Below are 16,503 nucleotides of genomic sequence, written 5' to 3'. Positions count from 1 at the left end.
TCTCCTATTTAACAATGTCAACTAAGTTTTTCATTAATGCAACTACAGTCATAGGTCCAACTCCACCAGGAACTGGTGTAATTGCAGCTACTTTATCTTTAACATCTTCAAAGTCAACATCACCTGATAATTCTGCTGAAAGTTTGTCATCCAAGTTAGTTCCAACATCGATAACAATAGCTCCTTCTTTAACATTGTGAGCTTTAATGTATTTTGCAACACCTATTGCAACGATTAAGATGTCTGCATTTTCAATACCCTTAATTCCTGTTTCTTCATTATATGTAGAAACGTTAGCATTTTTTCTTTTAATAATGTGTGCAAGAGGTTTTCCTACAACATGTGATCTTCCAACAACACATACTCTTTTGTTTTCTACATCAATTCCATAGTGTTCCATTAATTCTAAAACACCACGTGCTGTAGCTGGAATAAAGTGTTTGTCAGCTGTATCGTTATATAATCTGAATTCATTTTTTGTTGTAAGTCCATCAATGTCTTTATCGTATGGAACTGCATCTAAAATAACTTGAGTTGGTAAATGAGAAGGTAATGGCAACTGAACAATGATTCCATCGAATTTTTCATTGATTCTGTCCATTTTCTTAAGTAATCTGTCTTGAGAAATATCCTCATCAAACTTGAATAATTCAGCTTCAATCCCTAAATCTTCAGCTACTCTTAATTTGTGAGCTATGTATTTGTTTGAAGCAGCATTATCTCCTACTTGGATAATTGCCATTCTTAATTTTCTTTCTAAATCAAGATCAATTATCTCTTGTTTCAATTTAGCTAATTCTTGTTTAGCTAACTCTTTACCGCTTAATATTTGCATGATAATTCCTCCTCATATTTTTTAAGTTCATCTGTATATTTTTCTAATTTTGCTTTTTCAACAGCAACTTTATCAGCAGGAGCTTTTGAAACGAATCTTTCATTATTTAAAAGTTGCTCTGCTCTAGCTATTTCTGCTTTAACAAAATTAATTTTTTCTAAAAGGAGCTCTTTATTTCTTTGTTTTGTTTCATCTGATTGTTTTATGAATAAAACATTGTCATTTAGTGCTATTAAGCAATCGTTATTATCTTCGTATAAAGCAAATACCATTTTGTTAATTGTCTCAATAGCAACTTGTGGAACATCGTTTTTAAGTGAATAAATAAGAAGTTCTTTTTTAGAAATTTGATTATTTTCACGATATTTTCTAAGTTCAGTTACAACTTCAATAACTGTGTTTATATAATCGGTCGAATGATCATCTTCAAATGTAGGTCATAATTGTTCTAATAATTCTGCATTAAAGATTTCTGAATATAACCTGTCTGTTATGAATGGTAAGAATGGATGAAGCACAATTAAAGTTTTTCTTAATACTTCAAGAGCTGATTTTTTAGAATATGAACTCTTTAAGAATTCAACGTATCATCCACTAAGATCTGTGAAAATAAATTTGTAGATTTCTGAACCAATGATTGAAAACTCATAGTTATCAATAAGTGAATCGATCTTAACTGATAAGTTTTTAAGTTGATTTAATATTCACTTATCTGCATCAGTAGCTTCATTGTTATTATCTTCTAGTTCATTAATATATCTAGCAATGTTTCATAACTTGTTATTAACTCTTCAAGCAGCTTCAACTTTATCGTCTGAGAATTTAATATCTAAACCTGGTGTTGTGTTTGTGATTAAGAATCATCTTAAAGCATCTGAACCATATTTATCAACCATATCCATAGGGTCAACACCATTGTTTAATGATTTAGACATTTTTCTACCTTGTGCATCTCTAATAAGGCCGTGAAGTAGTAATCTATCAAATGGTTTTTGACCTGTAAATTCAAGTCCAAAGAAGTACATTCTAGCTACTCAGAAGAAAATAATGTCATAACCTGTAACTAAAAGAGATGTTGGATAATATCTTTTTAGTTTTTCATCGGTTTGAGGTCATCCTAAGAACACAAATGGAGCAAGTCCTGATGAGAATCAAGTATCTAGAACATCTGGATCTTGAACTCATCCTTCACCTGGTGAATCAACTTGAACTTTCATATTACCATCTTGGTCATATCAAGCAGGAATTCTGTGTCCTCATCAAAGCTGTCTAGAAATTGTTCAATCATAAACATTTTCCATTCATTGACGCATAGTTAATTCAAAACGTTTTGGATAGAACTTAACAGCTTCTGGAGAATCTAAATCTTTTAAGATTAAATCTCTGAAGTGTTCCATTTTAACAAATCATTGTGGTAGCACTAAAATTTCAACTGGTGTTTTAGATCTATCTGAAATACCAACATTTGAAATTGTTGTTTCAACTTTTTGAATATAACCATTATCTTGTAAGAATTGAGCAATCTTCTCTCTTGCAACAAATCTTTCTAAACCGTGGAATTCAGGTAATGCAGGATAGTTAATTAAACCATCTTTTGAAATTGTTTCATTAATTTCAAGATTGTGTTTTTTTATAATATCAATATCAACTTCAGCGTGTGCACTAAGTTTCATTAATCCTGAACCAAAGTCAATATCAACATATTCATCAGGTATGATTGGTAATTCTTTTTTAGTAATTGGGTGAATTACAACTTTTCCTTCTAAATCTTTGTATCTTGAGTCATTTGGATTAAATACAACAGCAACGTCGCTTAATAAAGTTTCAGTTCTAACAGTAGCAATTGTCAACACATTGCTTGAACCCTTAATTGGATAATTGATGTAGTACATTTTTTGCTCTGTAGGTTCATTATTAACTTCAATGTTTGATAAAGCAGTTTGTAACTTAACATCTCAGTTAATTGCTTTAACACCTTTGTAAATGAAACCTTTGTTGTATAAGTCGATGAAAACTTTTGAAACAGCTTCATTAGCTTCTGCATCAAGTGTGAATCTTTCAGCTGAATAATCAAGTGCTAGACCAATTTTTGATCATTGTTGTTTAAATAAGTTTGCATATTCATCTTTTCATTCTCAAATCTTATCAACGAAAGCTTCTCTGCCTAAATCGTGACGAGTTTGACCTGTTGATTGGAATAAAACATCCTCAACTTTTGATTGTGTAGCAATTCCAGCGTGATCCATACCTGGAACTCACATAACATCAAAACTATTAAGTTTCTTATATCTTATAATTGTGTCAGGTATATAAACATCAAGTGCATGACCTAAATGTAGCTTACCAGTTACGTTTGGTGGTGGTAACAAAATAGTGAAAGGTTTTTTATCTAAATCATGAGTTTGAAAATATTTCTTAGCTTGTCATTTTTTATCAATGTCTTTTTCAACTAGCGTGTGATTATATATTTTGTCCATTAATACCTCCGTTAAATAATTTCAAGGTATTTTTACTTAAAAAAATATCTATATAAATAATTATTAAAATTATAATAAATTTTGCTAAAATTCCTTGCCCCTTTTACTGTTAGCACATAAGTGAAAAAATAAAATGTTTATAAAACAATATAGTAAAATTTAATTGTATGAAGATAATTAGCACAAATAAAAAAGCTCATCACAACTATGAAATTATTGATAAATATGAAGCAGGAATTGAATTACTTGGTTGAGAAGTAAAATCAGCTAGAGCTAATTCAATTGACATTTCAAATGCATTTTGTTCAATTTACAAAGGTGAAATGTATCTTAAAGGAGCTTACTTCAAGCAATATATGCACGTAAAAGCTGATGAGTTTAGAGATAGAAAATTACTTCTTCATAAAAATGAGATTCGTAAGATTAAATTTGCTACAGAATCACAAAGTCTTACTATCATACCTTTAAAAATGTACTTTAATTCTTCATCAAGAATTAAAGTAGAAATAGCTTTAGCTAAAGGTCTTAAAAAGTATGATAAAAGACAACAAATCATTAAAGACGAAGTTAATAAAAAACTCAATAAGCTAATTAATTCATATAAATAATCATTATGGGGATATAATGGTTTCGACATACTTTGGGGTGTTGTTGTTGCAGTAGTGTGGTAGACTATAATTACTTCTAGACTTTCTTAAATGGAAACGCTAAAAAAGAAAACAAAGTTTCAAACTTTGCAATGTTCTCAATGAACAACTTAAACCCAGTTTTTGCTTAATTAAATGTAATCTGGTGACTTTAATGTAGCTCCTTTCTATATTAAAGTCGGTCTTAAGAGGATAGCATTAGCTTTGGCAAACTAATGTGAAATTCAGCCAAACTGTTTAATATTTTTCGAATACTTTATCATTAAAACAGTTGTCAAAAGTATTCTAAACTGTAGGCGCAGCAACATGCTCAATTTGTGGACAGGGGTTCGATTCCCCTTATCTCCACCATTAGCCGCTTTAGTTCTAGTGGTAAAACAGTTGACTCGTAACCAACCATCATGAGTTCGATTCTCATAAGCGGCACCATTAGATTAATCTATTTAAACATCATGACTATTGAAGTTGTGATTTTTTTAATGTCTTTTTTTAAAACAATCAATAAGTACCTACCTTTTTCGGAATTTACTTACATTTTTTAGAATAAGGATAGATAGCAAAGTTATTTACTGTAATTATTAAAAGGAATGTATGAAAATATAACTAAAATATTAATTACATTTGGTGCAATATCATCTATTGTTGCTGCAACAACAATTTCGATATCTTGTGGTTAAAGATACCAACAAGTTGGCTAATAGCTAAAACAAAGACAAGGTCGTAAAAGAGTTCAATGAGTGCGACCTTTTTAGCTATTTGCTTGATTTTGTTCATATTCCTTCTTTTGTGTAAATTACATTGTTTAAATAGTTTATATATTTTGCAAAAAGTTAAAATTTAGCAGTTATTTTAATCAAATTTTAATGTTTTGATAAAGAAGGCTAAAATATAAAACACCTTAGCAATAGCTAAAGTGCTTTATATGTTTAATTGAATTTAGAAATTATAATTCGTTAATTGTTCCACCTAATTTAGCAAAAGCTTCTTTAGCTGATGCTGATGCTTTGTGTACATCGATTGTTAATTTCTTTGTTAATGTACCATTTCCTAATAATTTAACAGGCATATTTCTTTTAATTAAGTTTACACTGAATAAAGCTTCGATTGTGATTACATCACCGTCGTTAAATCTTGTTTCTAAATCAGCAAGGTTGATTACTTGGTATTCAACGTGGTTAACATTGTTAAATCCACGTTTTCCGATTCTACGGAATCATGGTGTTTGACCCCCTTCGAATCCTAATCTGTGACCTTTACGTTTGTTTTGACCTGATTGTCCTTTACCAGCTTGTTTACCTTTTCCGGCAGCGTGTCCTCTACCTTTACGGTGTTTTTCTGGTCTTGAACCTTCTGTGAATTTTAAAGTATTTAATTTAATTGCCATATTATAAATCCTTAACTTCTTTGTCTCTGATTTCAGCGATTTCTTCAACAGTTCTCATGTTTAATAATGCTTTAACTGTAGCTTTAACAACGTTTGCTTTTGAACGAGATCCATATGTTTTTGTAACGATATCTGTGTATCCAGCTAATTCAACAACAGCACGAACTGTTCCTGAAGCAATAAGTCCTTTTCCTTTTGGAGCAGGTTTTAAAATTACTTTAGATGCTAAGAATTTAGCAGTAATTTCATGTGGAACTGTACCATTAACTACTGGTACTGAAACAAGGTTGTTTTGTGCATCTTTAACAGCTTTCTTGATAGCATCTGGAACTTCGTTTGCCTTACCGTGTCCAAATCCTACAAGACCTTTTTTGTTTCCAACTACAACAAAAGCTGAGAAGCTGAATCTTCTTCCACCTTTAACAACTTTTGTAACACGAGCAATGTCAACTACTTTTTCTGAGAATTCTGATTCGAATTTAGGAGCTGCTTGACGTGGTCTTCTGTTCATTGGTTTTCTGTTTGCACGTTCTTGTTTGTTTTCTGTAGCTTCTGATTTAACTGTTCTTGGTCTTCTTGCTGTAACTTCTTTTGTTCCAGCTTCTAATTTAACTTCTTTTTTGTTTTCCATTAGAATTTAACTCCTTGTTCTCTTACTGCTTCTGCGAATGCTTTAACACGTCCATGGTAGATGTATCCACCACGGTCAAAAACGATTTCTGTAATACCTAATTTGTTAATTTTTTCACCCATTAATTTACCTAATTCTGATGCTGCAGCAATGTTTCCTGAGTATTTTTCATTTTTAAGTGTTGAAACACTTGCTAATGTAACACCTTTTGTGTCGTCGATTAATTGAGCATAGAAGTTTTGGTGTGATTTGAATACATTTAAACGAGGTTTTGTAGCTGTACCGCTAATGTGTTGACGTAAACGAACATGTTTAACTTTTCTAGCTGCGTTTCTTGATTTTGCTTTCATTTTATTCACCTAGCAACTCCTAAATTATTTAGAAGCTGTTTTCCCTTCTTTACGTCTAATTTTTTCACCTTTGTAAGAAATACCTTTACCTGAGTACACGTTAGGTTTTCTGATTGCTCTAACTACTGAAGCAAATTGTCCAACTTGCTCTTTGCTAATTCCAAATACTGAAATTTCTGTAGGTTTAGCAACTGTAACTTTTAATTCTGATGGAACTTGTTTTGAAACTGGGTGTGAGTATCCAGCGTTAACTACAAGTTCATTTCCTCTAAGTTCAGCTTTGTACCCAACCCCTTTGATTTCTAAATCAATTTGGAACCCTTCTGAAACTCCCTTGATCATGTTTGCGATAAGAGCGTTTGTTGTTCCATGTAATTGTTTTGTTTGTTTGTTTTCATTTGCACGTACTGTTGTAACTTGGTTGTTTTCTACTTGTACTTTGATTAATGGACTAAATGTTCTTTCTAATTTTCCGTGTTTTCCTGAAACTGTAACTGTGTTACCGTTAACTGAAACTTCTGTTCCAGCAGGAATAACTAAAACTCTATTTCCAACACGAGACATACTAATTATCAAATGTAAGCGATGATTTCACCACCAACATTAGCCTCCTTAGCTTGTTTTCCTGTCATTAATCCTTTTGAAGTAGAGATGATTACTGTACCGTAACCTGATAAAACACTAGGAATTTCATCTGCTTTAACGTAAGTTCTAAGACCTGGCTTAGAAACTCTTTTAAAGTCAACGATAGCTTGTTTGTTTTTCTTGTATTTTAATGTAACTACTAATTCTTTGTTTACACCTTCACCTGAAACTATGTAAGATGCAATGTACCCTTCTTCTAAAATTAACTTAACAATAGCTTCTTTTTTAGTTGAATATGGAATTGAAACAGTTTTATGTTTTCTAATGTTAGCGTTTTTGATTCTAACAACTAAATCTGAAATTGGATCTGTAATAAACATAATTATCAACTCGCTTTCTTCATACCTGGAATTTTACCTTCGTGTGCAAGGTTTCTAAAGCAGATACGACATACTTTGTATTTTCTTAAAACTGAGTGTGGACGTCCACATAATTCACAACGTGTGTAAGCACGTGTTGAGAATTTAGGGTGACGTTTAGCTTTTGCGATTAATGCTTTTCTTGCCATAAACTATTTAGCTCCTTTTTTTTCGAATGGTACACCAAGTGCTTCTAATAATGTTTTAGCTTCTTGGTCAGATTTAGCTGAAGTTACAATAATAACGTCAAGCCCTTTGATTTTACGGATTTTGTCAAATTCGATTTCTGGGAAGATGATTTCTTCTTTAATTCCTAAGTTGTAGTTACCTCTTCCATCGAAAGCTTTTGGATTAGCTCCACGGAAGTCACGAATACGTGGCATTGCAACATTGATTAATTTATCTAAAAAGTCTCACATTCTTTCTCTACGAAGTGTAACTTTTCCACCCATAGGCATACCTTCACGAAGTTTTCATGAAGCGTTTGATTTTTTAGCTGTTGTTTGGTATGGTTTTTGAGAAGAGATTAATGTTAACTCATTTAAAACTTCTTCAATAGCTTTTGAGTTGTTGATTTCTTTTCCAGCTGTCATGTTTAATACAACTTTTTCGATTCTTGGAACTTCCATTGATGATTTGTATTGGTATTTTTCTTTTAAAGCAGGAACTGCTTTTTCTAAATAAACATTTTTTAACATACTAGATTTCCTTTTGTGTTCTTTTTGCGATTCTTACTTTTTTACCTTTGTCATCAATTTTGTATCCGATTTTTGAGATTTGTGCTGGTTTATCTTTTGTAGCTTTTTTAACTAAATATGCAACATTTGAAACGTGGATTGGAGCTTCTTTTTCTGAAATTGAACCATCTTGGTTTTGGTGTGAAGGTTTGTTGTGTTTTTTAACAATATTTACACCTTTAACGATAACTTTGTTTTCTGAACGTAAGATTTTTTCGATTTGACCTGTTTTTCCTTTATCTTTACCGGCAATAACCATAACTTCATCATTAACTTTGAATTTGATTTTGTTCATAACTTATCTCCTTATAAATAAATTAAAGTACTTCAGGTGCAAGTGAAACGATTTTTGGGTATTTTTCTCTAATTTCACGAGCAACAGGTCCGAACACACGTGTTCCACGTGGTGTTCCATCTTCTTTTAAAATTACAACTGCGTTATCATCAAAACGAATGTATGTACCATTGTCACGGTGAATTCCGTAAGCTGAACGTACAACTACTGCTTTAACAACTTGCCCTTCTTTAACCATACCGTTTGGAATAGCTTTTTTAACTGAACATACAATAACATCACCAATGTTTGCTGTTTTTTTCTTTGACCCACCTAAAACACGAATAACACCGATTTCTTTAGCACCTGAGTTATCAGCAACGTTTGCTCTAGATAATTCGTGAATCATTAGTTATTTCCTTCGATTGCAGTTTGTTTAACTTCTACTAATCTGAAGTGTTTTGTTTTTGATAATGGTCTTGTTTCCATAATAACAACGATGTCACCTAATTTAGCAACATGGTTTTCATCATGAACAGCAAATCTTTTTGTTGATTTGTAACGTTTTGAATATAATGGGTGTTTTTTGTATGTGTCAACTGCTACGATGATTGTTTTTGCTGTCTTACCAGCAGAAACAACTGTTCCAACTAAAGTTTTTCTTGAGTTTCTTTCCATAATTATTTAGCTCCTTTTTTTTCATTTAAAGCTGTTTTAACTTTAGCAATGTCTTTTCTAATGTTTGCAATTTTGTGTGTTTCTTTTAAATCACCTGTAACGTTTTGATATCTTAAAGTAAATAATTCTGCTTTAAGTTGTTCAACTAATGTGTTTAATTCATCAACTGATTTGTTTTTTAATTCTTTGTAAAGCATTATTTATCTCCTTCTTCTCTTTTGATAATTTTTCATTTAACAGGTAATTTGTGACCAGCTAATCTTAAAGCGTCTCTTGCTACATCTTCTGCAACACCTGACACTTCGAACATAACTGTATTAACTTTAACTGCTGTATATCATAATTCAGGAGTACCTTTTCCTGATCCCATACGTACACCAATTGGTTTAGATGTTTTAGCAAAGTGAGGGAAAATACGGATAATAACTTCCCCTTCACGTCCCATTCTACGTGTAGCAGCAATACGAGCTGATTCAATTTGACGAGCTGTTACTCAAGCAGATGTTACAGCTTGTAAACCAAATTCTCCAAAAGAAACTTTGTTTCCTTTTGTTGCTTTACGTTTGTCGTGTCTTTGAATGAATGGTTTTCTGTATTTGGTTCTTTTTGGTTGAAGCATTATTTATCCCCTTCCAATTTTTCACCTAATGATACTCAAACTTTAACACCAATTGCACCGTATGTTGTTCTAGCAGTAGCTGTAGCGTAATCAACATCTTGTCTTAATGTGTGAAGTTTCATTTCTCCTTCTGAGTACCCTTCTGTTCTAGCCATATCAACTCCGTTTAAACGTCCTGAAACAGCTGTTTTGATACCTTTAGCACCAGCACGCATTGCATTTCTAATAGCAATTTTTTGTGCTGAACGGAAACTTTCACGGTTTTCTAATTTTGTTGCAATCATTTCTGCAAGTAATTTTGCATTTAAATCTGGATTTTTAAGTTCTAAAACTTGAACATTTAAGTTTAAGTTTTTGTTTTTAATAAATTTTGATAATGCTAATGTTAAGTCTTGAATATTTTTACCTTCAGCACCTAACATAGCAGCTGGTTTAGCTGTGTGAACTAAAACTGTAACTTTGTTGTTTGCGTTACGTTTTACTTCAACTTTACCAATTTGGTATTGACGTACTAATTTATCAAAGAATTTGTAGATTTTAGCATCTTCAACTAAGAATGAACCAAAGTTAGCTTTTTCTGCAAATCATTGTGAGTTGTGAGCTTTTGAAATTCCGTAACGGAAACCATTTGGATTAACCTTTTGTCCCATATTAATTTCTCTCCTCTAATGTGATTGATAAATTTGATGTACGTTTTAAGATAGAGTAAGCTCTACCTTGGCTTCTTGGTTGGAATCTTTTAAGAGTCGGACCTTCATTTACATAAACTTCTTTTACGAATAATTTTGTAGCATCTAAACCATGGTTGTGTGTTGCGTTAGCAACAGCTGAGTTTAATAACTTGATGAAAATAGGAGCTGATTTTTTGTTTGTGTTGTGTAATAACCCTAAAGCAACAGTTACATCTTTACCTCTAAATAAGTTTGCAACTAATTTAGCTTTAGATACACTAACTCTTTGCAATTTAACGTGAGCTTTTGCTTGTTGTTTTTGCATTATTTCTTCTTCCCTTTATCTGCACCGTGACCAGAGAATGTTCTAGTTGGTGAGAATTCTCCTAATTTGTGACCTACCATGTCATCTGTAACGTAAACTTCAACAAATTGTTTTCCGTTGTGAACTGCAAATGTTAATCCAACGAAGTTAGGGAAAATTGTTGAACGTCTTGATCAAGTTTTAATTGGTTTTTTAGGCGCTTTTCCCTCAACGATAGCATCTACTTTTTTAAGTAAATGGTCATCTGCGAATGGACCTTTTTTAAGACTACGTGCCATTATTTAGCATCCTTTCTTCTTCTTAAAATAAGTTTATTTGAAGATTTCTTAGTTTTTCTTGTTTTAACTCCAAGAGCTTTTTTACCTCATGGTGTAAGAGGAGCTTTACGACCAACTGGTTGTTTACCTTCCCCTCCTCCATGTGGGTGATCTACTGGGTTCATTACTGATCCACGTACTGTAGGTCTAATACCTTTGTGTCTGTTAATTCCAGCTTTACCAATATTTACTAATAAGTGTTCTTCGTTTCCTACAACACCAATTGTTGCACGGCAACGAGCTAAGATACGACGTGTTTCACCAGATTTTAATCTTAACACTACGTATTTTCCATTGTCATCTTTACCAAGGATTTGAGCTGATGTACCTGCACTACGTGCAATTTGTCCTCCAGCACCTGGTTGCATTTCAATATTGTGTACAAATGTACCTTCAGGAATGTTTGAAAGTGGTAATGTGTTACCAACAATAATATCTACGTTGTCTCCTGAAACAACTTTTTGTCCTAATTTAATACCTTTAGGAGCTAAAATGTATCTTTTTTCTCCATCTGCATATACAACTAAACTAATGTTTGCTGATCTGTTTGGATCATATTCAATAGTTTTTACTGTAGCAGGGATGTTATCTTTATTACGTTTAAAGTCTACAAGTCTGTAGAATCTTTTAACACGTCCTCCATGATGTCTAACAGTAATTTTACCTTGGTTGTTACGTCCAGCATGATTTTTTAAATTCACTAAAAGTGATTTTTCTGGAGCGTGACCTGATAAGTTTTGTCTGTAATCAAGAGTAGACATGTTTCTACGACCATTTGTAGTTGGCTTAAAATGTTTAATAGCCATTTGTCTTCTCCTTTGCTTAAAAATATTTGGGGATTTGCAAGATTATCTTTTAAGCAACTATCTAAAACCCCTTAACTAATTGTTTGATTTGAACATAAAGTTCATCGGATTTAATTATTCTCCACCAACTTTACGTTTTGTAGTAGTTTTCTTAACTGCTGTGTTTGCTTTTTTAGCTGTTGTTTTTTTAGCAGCTAATTTAGCAGCGGCTTTTTTCTCAACTTCTGAAGCTTTAGAAGCTTTTGCTTTTTTAGCTTCATCTGCTTTAGCTTTAGTTTCAGCTAAAACTGCTTCTTCAGCGTCTGATGGAACATAGTTTAATGTTGAACCTTCTTTTAAAGTAACCATAGCTTTTTTGTAACGGTTTGTAAATCCGTGGAAACGTCCTACGTTTTTAGCTTTTTTATCAACTTTGATTGTTCTAACTTTGTCAACTTTAACTTGGAAAATTGTTTCAACAGCTTGTGCAATTTGGAATTTGTTTGCGTGGAAGTCTACTTTGAATGTGTAAACACCTTTAGCTCTTTGAATGTCTGATTTTTCAGTTAAAACTGGAGCTTTAATGATTCTTGTTAATTCCATTATTTAATTCTCCCTTTTAATAATTCAAGACTTTCGTTTGAAACAATCATAACGTCAGCAGCAATAGCAGCTTCAACTGTTAATGAGTTAGCTTTAACAACTGTAACGTTTGGTAAGTTTCTAACTGATTTGTAAACCATTGTGTTTTGTGTAACAACTAAAACATGTTTTAAGTTTGCTACTTGTAATTCAGCTAATTTAGCAGCAACTGTTTTTGTTGAGATTGTGTCTAATGCTAAATCATCAACGATAACAGCTTGATCTTGTGCTAATAATGTTAAAGCTGAAATAAATGCACGGAATTTAACTTTCTTATTAACTTTAAGTGAGTAGTTTCTGTTTGGTTTAGGTCCGAATGCTCTTCCCCCTCCAACTCAGATTGGTGAACGCATAGAACTGTGACGTGCTCTACCTGTTCCTTTTTGTCTTCAAGGTTTTTTACCTGAACCACTTACTTCTGAACGGTTTTTAACTTTGTGTGTCCCTTGTCTTCTTGATGCTCTCTCTGATAAGATTGAGTCAAATACTGCTTGTTCATAAATTTTTTCACTAGCAAATAATTGTGCTGGTAAATCTGCTTTATGAGCAACTTTAGCAACGTTTTTGTCTTTTTGAACTGTAACTTTAGCTGATTTTGTAGCAGCTGGTTTTGTTGAAGCTTTTTTAGCTGGAGCTGATTTAGGAGCAGCTTTTTTAGCTGTTGTAGATTTTTTAACTGTTTCTGCCATAAATTATTCTCCTTTGTTTGCTTCTGCAGCATCAATTAATTCTTGTAATTGTTGTGCGTTCATTCCAACTGTAACTTCAATGTTGAATTTTTTAGCTTTTTCAATAAGTTCGTTCATTAACATAGCTTCTTTAACGTTTACTAATTTAATTTCTTCACGGCTTGGTAATCCTTTAACCGCTTCTTTTACTACTACGAATGATTTTTTAGGTCCTGGAATTGAACCTTTGATTAATAATAAGTTGTTTTCTACATCTACTTTAACAACTTCTAAGTTTTGAACTGTTGTTTTAACATGTCCAAGGTGTCCTGGCATTGTCATACCTTTGTAAACACGGTTACCTGAGATATCCCCAAGTGATCCTGTTTGTCTAATAGGTTGAGATCCTCCACCTCCACCGTGAGATTTAGGTCCGATGTGTTGGTTATGTCTTTTGATTGTACCAGCGAACCCTTTCCCTTTTGATGTACCTGTAACGTCTACAAGTTCACCTGCTTTAAAAATGTCAGCTTTAATTAAATCTCCAAGTTCGTATCCTGACATATCACGAACTTCTTTAACGAAGCGCTTAGGTGTTGTTGAAGCTTTAGCAAAGTGACCGATTTCAGGTTTGTTTGCTCTACTTGCTTTTTTATCAGCTGTAGCAAGTTGTGTCGCAACGTAACCATCTTTGTCGTTTGTTAAAACTTTTGAAACAACATTTGGTTGTACTTCGATTACTGTAACAGGAACACTTTTTCCTGATTCAGTAAAGATTTGAGTCATACCAACTTTACGTCCTAAGATTCCTTTCATATTGTCTCCTTAAAAATTGGGTATTAAATTTGATTATTTAACTTTAACTTGAATATCCACACCAGCTGGTAATTCAAGTCTTTGTAATTGATCTTGAGTTTTAGCAGAAGGATCGGTAATTACAACTAATCTTTGGTGTGTTCTGCTTTCGAATTGTTCACGGCTTTTCTTGTTAACGTGAACAGATCTTAAGATAGTAATTTCATCTCTTTTTGTAGGTAAAGGAATTGGTCCACTTACTTTAGCATCTGTTGCTTTTGCAATTTCGTAAATTCTTTTTGCAGCAGCATCAACTAATGCATGGTCAAACCCTTTAACTTTGATGTTTAACTTACTCATTGTTGTCTCCTTTGTTCTTGATTTTGAACATAGCTCCTTTTAAAAACCCAACGTGTCCTCAACAACATTTTGGCACGTTGGCAACCTTAAAATTCATAGCTATAGTTGCTTATTGATTATATAGTAAAAATTAAAAAACAGAAACCGAAATTTCTGTTTTTATTTCTAGCAACTCCTCTCCGTGTATCAAGGAGCTTTTTCTTATGAAATTTTCTTTAAAATTCAGTTATTTAAAATCTGAAATGGAACGTATTCATAAGCTTTTTCTTGGATAGTTTGACCTTGTAATAACATCATTGTGGGAACCTTTAAAACTTGTCATTTTGTATTAGGAACTCTGAATAATTGAGCTTCTTCAGCATCCACATTAATGAAACGAATTCTATGATTTCCTTCATATTCTTTCGCAATTTCCTCTACAATAGGTCTCATCATTTTACAATCACCACATCATTGAGTAGTGAAATTTAAGAATATTAATTCGTTATCTTTATTAGCTTCAATTATTTTTTTAGCTTCTTCTCATTTTAAATTTTCAAACATATTCACCTCTAAACAGCTAAAAGTGATAAAGCAATCATAGGGTCTTTATCAGTTGCTTTAAATATTTTCTTTCTAATTGTTTTACGTAATTTTTCATTTAAATCATACATACGTTTGCAGCTATTTGATTTAACTACATCTATAACGATTTGTTTAATTAAGTTAGTCATTTGCTCTTGCTCAGAAATATCGATAACACCAACATAATTAATGTGTAATTGTCCTGTTAAGTTACGTGTTTTCGAATCGTACATAATATTGATTACAATAACACCTTCTCTACCTAAAAATTCTCTTTCAGAAATAACTTCAGATGAAATATCTCCAACTCCAAAACCATCAATAATAGTAGTTCCGACTTCTTTAACTTTTCCATTGTGACTAAATAATTTACCATCAATAAAGTGAGCTATTTTTCCATTCATTAAGACAAGTGTATTGATGTCTTGAACATTCTTAAGTTCATCATTAATGCAATCACTAGCTGAAACTAAATATCTGTATAAACCTTGAGCAGGCATGAATACATCTGGTTTAAGAACTTTTACAAGTGAAACTAAATCATCTCTTGTAGGCCTTACGTAGAAGAACATTTTTTCACTAATATCAAATAGGTTGTGCGTGATTTTAGCTATTTCATCCATTGTCTGTGCATAATCAGACTCAAGACCATTAACTGGTGGAGCCAACATAATTACAGTGTCACTAGGTTTAATTTTTAAATAAACGTCATTATTTTCTGTAATTCTATTGAAACGTGAATAAAGTCTTTCAGTTGATGCAGTAATTAAAACAATAGCATTTGAATGCTTATTAATTTGTCTGTGGTCAATTAATTTTGGTAATGGCACTACTGTTGAGAATTTAGAAATTAAATCTAATAAATCAGCATATGTTTTTCCGTATGGAACTACTGGCCTATTGTATTTGATTGCTAAATCTAAAACTTGTTGCAATGTAACCATTTCTTCACCATAGGCACCAATAATTATTTTTTCATCAGGATTTGCTTTCTTGAAAATATTATCAAGTTCGGTATATGCATTATATTTTTCAATTCCTCTACCTGAAACATTTGATTTACCAGCATCTGAAACGATAGCTACAATTTTTCTACCTTCAAAGTATTTTGCAAGTAATGGGAAGTAAACTTTTCCATAAATTCCTAAGTTACCTTCAACATAGTTAAACATAAATAAGTAGTCACCTGTTTTGGTTTGGAAGTTAAACCCAATGTTTCCAGGCATTGAACCTGTTAGTCCAAAAGGAACGATTGTTAAATCACCAAATTGAAGTTTTTGTCTAATAACTTGAACTTGTCCTTTTTTAAGTTGAATATCGTATTTTGTAATTCTGTCAATAACTAAAACTTGATTAAATGCAGAAGTATAGATTTTAAGGTTAGGAATTTTCATTAATAATCAAGGGATTGCACTGAATGTTTCATTCTTAATGTCTGTGATGAATAAACCTTTAATTCTGTCTTTGTTTTTGATTAAATAATCGAAATTTGGAATAAGTGTATTAACACCATTTGACATATTTAAAGGCACCTTAGCACCTGCATTAACTATAAAAATGTCATCATTATATTCAAAAACATAACAGTTTTTACCGTTTTCGTCTTGTCCTCCAAGAGCGAAAATATTTACATTTTCCATATTTTTCTCTCTTTCATTATGTATTATGTGTTTTAAAAGTAAGGAATAATTAGTTTGCTAATTAATTTTTTAATTATAGCAAATTGATTTTTTGAGGGTA

General features: G+C 32.1%; 25 protein-coding genes, 1 tRNA gene, 1 other RNA gene and 1 pseudogene. 4 read left to right on the top strand and 24 right to left on the bottom strand.

Going from position 1 to position 16,503, the window contains the following annotated elements:
* Positions 1-4: 4 nt before the first annotated feature.
* Together VBM88_RS01720 and VBM88_RS01715 are read right to left on the bottom strand one after the other, a co-directional pair.
* Positions 5-835 carry a bifunctional 5,10-methylenetetrahydrofolate dehydrogenase/5,10-methenyltetrahydrofolate cyclohydrolase gene (locus tag VBM88_RS01720; protein ID WP_257089337.1) on the bottom strand — a complete coding sequence of 277 codons (831 nt, stop codon included), beginning with the start codon at positions 833-835 and terminating at the stop codon, positions 5-7.
* Positions 823-3,312 carry a valine--tRNA ligase gene (locus VBM88_RS01715; RefSeq protein ID WP_323680288.1) on the bottom strand — a complete coding sequence of 830 codons (2,490 nt, stop codon included), beginning with the start codon at positions 3,310-3,312 and terminating at the stop codon, positions 823-825. Before VBM88_RS01715 ends, VBM88_RS01720 begins: the two co-directional genes overlap by 13 nt.
* A gap of 167 nt (positions 3,313-3,479) precedes the next feature.
* On the opposite strand from VBM88_RS01715, the gene smpB reads away from it, so the two are divergent.
* The 4 genes from smpB (at position 3,480) to VBM88_RS02930 (ending at position 4,636) form a co-directional block, all read left to right on the top strand.
* The gene (gene smpB, locus VBM88_RS01710) at positions 3,480-3,920 is read left to right on the top strand and encodes an SsrA-binding protein (protein WP_323680287.1); all 441 of its coding nucleotides are present in this window, start codon (positions 3,480-3,482) and stop codon (positions 3,918-3,920) included.
* A gap of 7 nt (positions 3,921-3,927) precedes the next feature.
* Positions 3,928-4,310, top strand: a transfer-messenger RNA (tmRNA) gene (gene ssrA, locus VBM88_RS01705).
* 3 nt (positions 4,311-4,313) lie between these two features.
* Positions 4,314-4,388: transfer RNA gene (locus tag VBM88_RS01700), tRNA-Thr, on the top strand.
* A gap of 158 nt (positions 4,389-4,546) precedes the next feature.
* Positions 4,547-4,636 carry a variable surface lipoprotein gene (locus VBM88_RS02930; protein WP_416234936.1) on the top strand — a complete coding sequence of 30 codons (90 nt, stop codon included), beginning with the start codon at positions 4,547-4,549 and terminating at the stop codon, positions 4,634-4,636.
* A gap of 266 nt (positions 4,637-4,902) precedes the next feature.
* Here VBM88_RS02930 and rplO read toward each other — a convergent pair whose 3' ends face one another.
* From rplO to VBM88_RS01590, 22 genes and pseudogenes are all read right to left on the bottom strand, one after another.
* Positions 4,903-5,343 (bottom strand): 50S ribosomal protein L15, encoded by a 441-nt coding sequence (rplO, locus tag VBM88_RS01695; protein WP_257089325.1) that lies wholly within the window; start codon positions 5,341-5,343, stop codon positions 4,903-4,905.
* A gap of 1 nt (position 5,344) precedes the next feature.
* On the bottom strand, positions 5,345-5,974 hold the full coding sequence (rpsE, locus tag VBM88_RS01690; RefSeq protein WP_257089323.1) for a 30S ribosomal protein S5: 630 nt from the start codon (positions 5,972-5,974) through the stop codon (positions 5,345-5,347).
* Entirely contained in the window at positions 5,974-6,324 is a 351-nt protein-coding gene (gene rplR / locus VBM88_RS01685; protein WP_257089321.1) for a 50S ribosomal protein L18, read from the bottom strand. Before rplR ends, rpsE begins: the two co-directional genes overlap by 1 nt.
* A 24-nt stretch (positions 6,325-6,348) precedes the next feature.
* Complete coding sequence (gene rplF, locus VBM88_RS01680; protein WP_257089319.1) at positions 6,349-6,888, bottom strand: 50S ribosomal protein L6; 540 nt, start codon at positions 6,886-6,888, stop codon at positions 6,349-6,351.
* 5 nt (positions 6,889-6,893) lie between these two features.
* A complete protein-coding gene (gene rpsH / locus VBM88_RS01675) occupies positions 6,894-7,289 on the bottom strand; it encodes a 30S ribosomal protein S8 (protein ID WP_323176675.1) in 396 nt (131 codons plus the stop codon).
* Between the two features lie 2 nt (positions 7,290-7,291).
* Positions 7,292-7,477 carry a type Z 30S ribosomal protein S14 gene (locus VBM88_RS01670; protein ID WP_257089315.1) on the bottom strand — a complete coding sequence of 62 codons (186 nt, stop codon included), beginning with the start codon at positions 7,475-7,477 and terminating at the stop codon, positions 7,292-7,294.
* A gap of 3 nt (positions 7,478-7,480) precedes the next feature.
* Positions 7,481-8,026 (bottom strand): 50S ribosomal protein L5, encoded by a 546-nt coding sequence (rplE, locus tag VBM88_RS01665; protein WP_257089313.1) that lies wholly within the window; start codon positions 8,024-8,026, stop codon positions 7,481-7,483.
* Position 8,027: 1 nt separating this feature from the next.
* Positions 8,028-8,351, bottom strand: a complete 324-nt coding sequence (rplX, locus tag VBM88_RS01660) for a 50S ribosomal protein L24 (protein ID WP_416099228.1) — start codon at positions 8,349-8,351, stop codon at positions 8,028-8,030.
* 31 nt (positions 8,352-8,382) lie between these two features.
* Positions 8,383-8,748, bottom strand: coding sequence for a 50S ribosomal protein L14 (rplN, locus tag VBM88_RS01655; protein WP_257089308.1), 366 nt, complete (start codon positions 8,746-8,748; stop codon positions 8,383-8,385).
* On the bottom strand, positions 8,748-9,017 hold the full coding sequence (gene rpsQ / locus VBM88_RS01650) for a 30S ribosomal protein S17 (RefSeq protein WP_306428736.1): 270 nt from the start codon (positions 9,015-9,017) through the stop codon (positions 8,748-8,750). The genes rplN and rpsQ overlap by 1 nt, the downstream gene beginning before the upstream one ends.
* Positions 9,018-9,019: 2 nt before the next feature.
* Entirely contained in the window at positions 9,020-9,214 is a 195-nt protein-coding gene (gene rpmC, locus VBM88_RS01645) for a 50S ribosomal protein L29 (RefSeq protein WP_323176676.1), read from the bottom strand.
* Positions 9,214-9,636: a 50S ribosomal protein L16 gene (gene rplP / locus VBM88_RS01640; RefSeq protein ID WP_257089304.1), complete on the bottom strand. Its 423-nt coding sequence runs from the start codon at positions 9,634-9,636 to the stop codon at positions 9,214-9,216. Before rplP ends, rpmC begins: the two co-directional genes overlap by 1 nt.
* The gene (rpsC, locus tag VBM88_RS01635; RefSeq protein ID WP_323176677.1) at positions 9,636-10,286 is read right to left on the bottom strand and encodes a 30S ribosomal protein S3; all 651 of its coding nucleotides are present in this window, start codon (positions 10,284-10,286) and stop codon (positions 9,636-9,638) included. Before rpsC ends, rplP begins: the two co-directional genes overlap by 1 nt.
* A 1-nt stretch (position 10,287) precedes the next feature.
* Positions 10,288-10,632 carry a 50S ribosomal protein L22 gene (gene rplV, locus VBM88_RS01630; protein ID WP_257089299.1) on the bottom strand — a complete coding sequence of 115 codons (345 nt, stop codon included), beginning with the start codon at positions 10,630-10,632 and terminating at the stop codon, positions 10,288-10,290.
* Complete coding sequence (gene rpsS, locus VBM88_RS01625) at positions 10,632-10,910, bottom strand: 30S ribosomal protein S19 (protein ID WP_257089297.1); 279 nt, start codon at positions 10,908-10,910, stop codon at positions 10,632-10,634. The genes rplV and rpsS overlap by 1 nt, the downstream gene beginning before the upstream one ends.
* Positions 10,910-11,755 carry a 50S ribosomal protein L2 gene (rplB, locus tag VBM88_RS01620; RefSeq protein WP_323176678.1) on the bottom strand — a complete coding sequence of 282 codons (846 nt, stop codon included), beginning with the start codon at positions 11,753-11,755 and terminating at the stop codon, positions 10,910-10,912. The genes rpsS and rplB overlap by 1 nt, the downstream gene beginning before the upstream one ends.
* 114 nt (positions 11,756-11,869) lie before the next feature.
* On the bottom strand, positions 11,870-12,337 hold the full coding sequence (gene rplW, locus VBM88_RS01615; protein WP_257089292.1) for a 50S ribosomal protein L23: 468 nt from the start codon (positions 12,335-12,337) through the stop codon (positions 11,870-11,872).
* Entirely contained in the window at positions 12,337-13,065 is a 729-nt protein-coding gene (gene rplD / locus VBM88_RS01610) for a 50S ribosomal protein L4 (RefSeq protein WP_323680286.1), read from the bottom strand. Before rplD ends, rplW begins: the two co-directional genes overlap by 1 nt.
* A gap of 171 nt (positions 13,066-13,236) precedes the next feature.
* Positions 13,237-13,860, bottom strand: a pseudogene (gene rplC, locus VBM88_RS01605) (50S ribosomal protein L3); the annotation flags it as partial.
* A gap of 33 nt (positions 13,861-13,893) precedes the next feature.
* Positions 13,894-14,199 (bottom strand): 30S ribosomal protein S10, encoded by a 306-nt coding sequence (gene rpsJ / locus VBM88_RS01600; protein ID WP_257089286.1) that lies wholly within the window; start codon positions 14,197-14,199, stop codon positions 13,894-13,896.
* A 201-nt stretch (positions 14,200-14,400) separates the two neighbouring features.
* Complete coding sequence (locus tag VBM88_RS01595) at positions 14,401-14,742, bottom strand: thioredoxin family protein (RefSeq protein ID WP_257089285.1); 342 nt, start codon at positions 14,740-14,742, stop codon at positions 14,401-14,403.
* Positions 14,743-14,750: 8 nt separating this feature from the next.
* Complete coding sequence (locus tag VBM88_RS01590) at positions 14,751-16,403, bottom strand: ribonuclease J (protein ID WP_323176681.1); 1,653 nt, start codon at positions 16,401-16,403, stop codon at positions 14,751-14,753.
* Positions 16,404-16,503: the final 100 nt, after the last annotated feature.

It is taken from the genome of Mycoplasma sp. 1232 (assembly GCF_034863345.1).
Taxonomy (GTDB): domain Bacteria; phylum Bacillota_I; class Bacilli_A; order Mycoplasmatales; family Metamycoplasmataceae; genus Mycoplasmopsis.
This window is presented reverse-complemented; position numbering and strand designations above follow the sequence as displayed.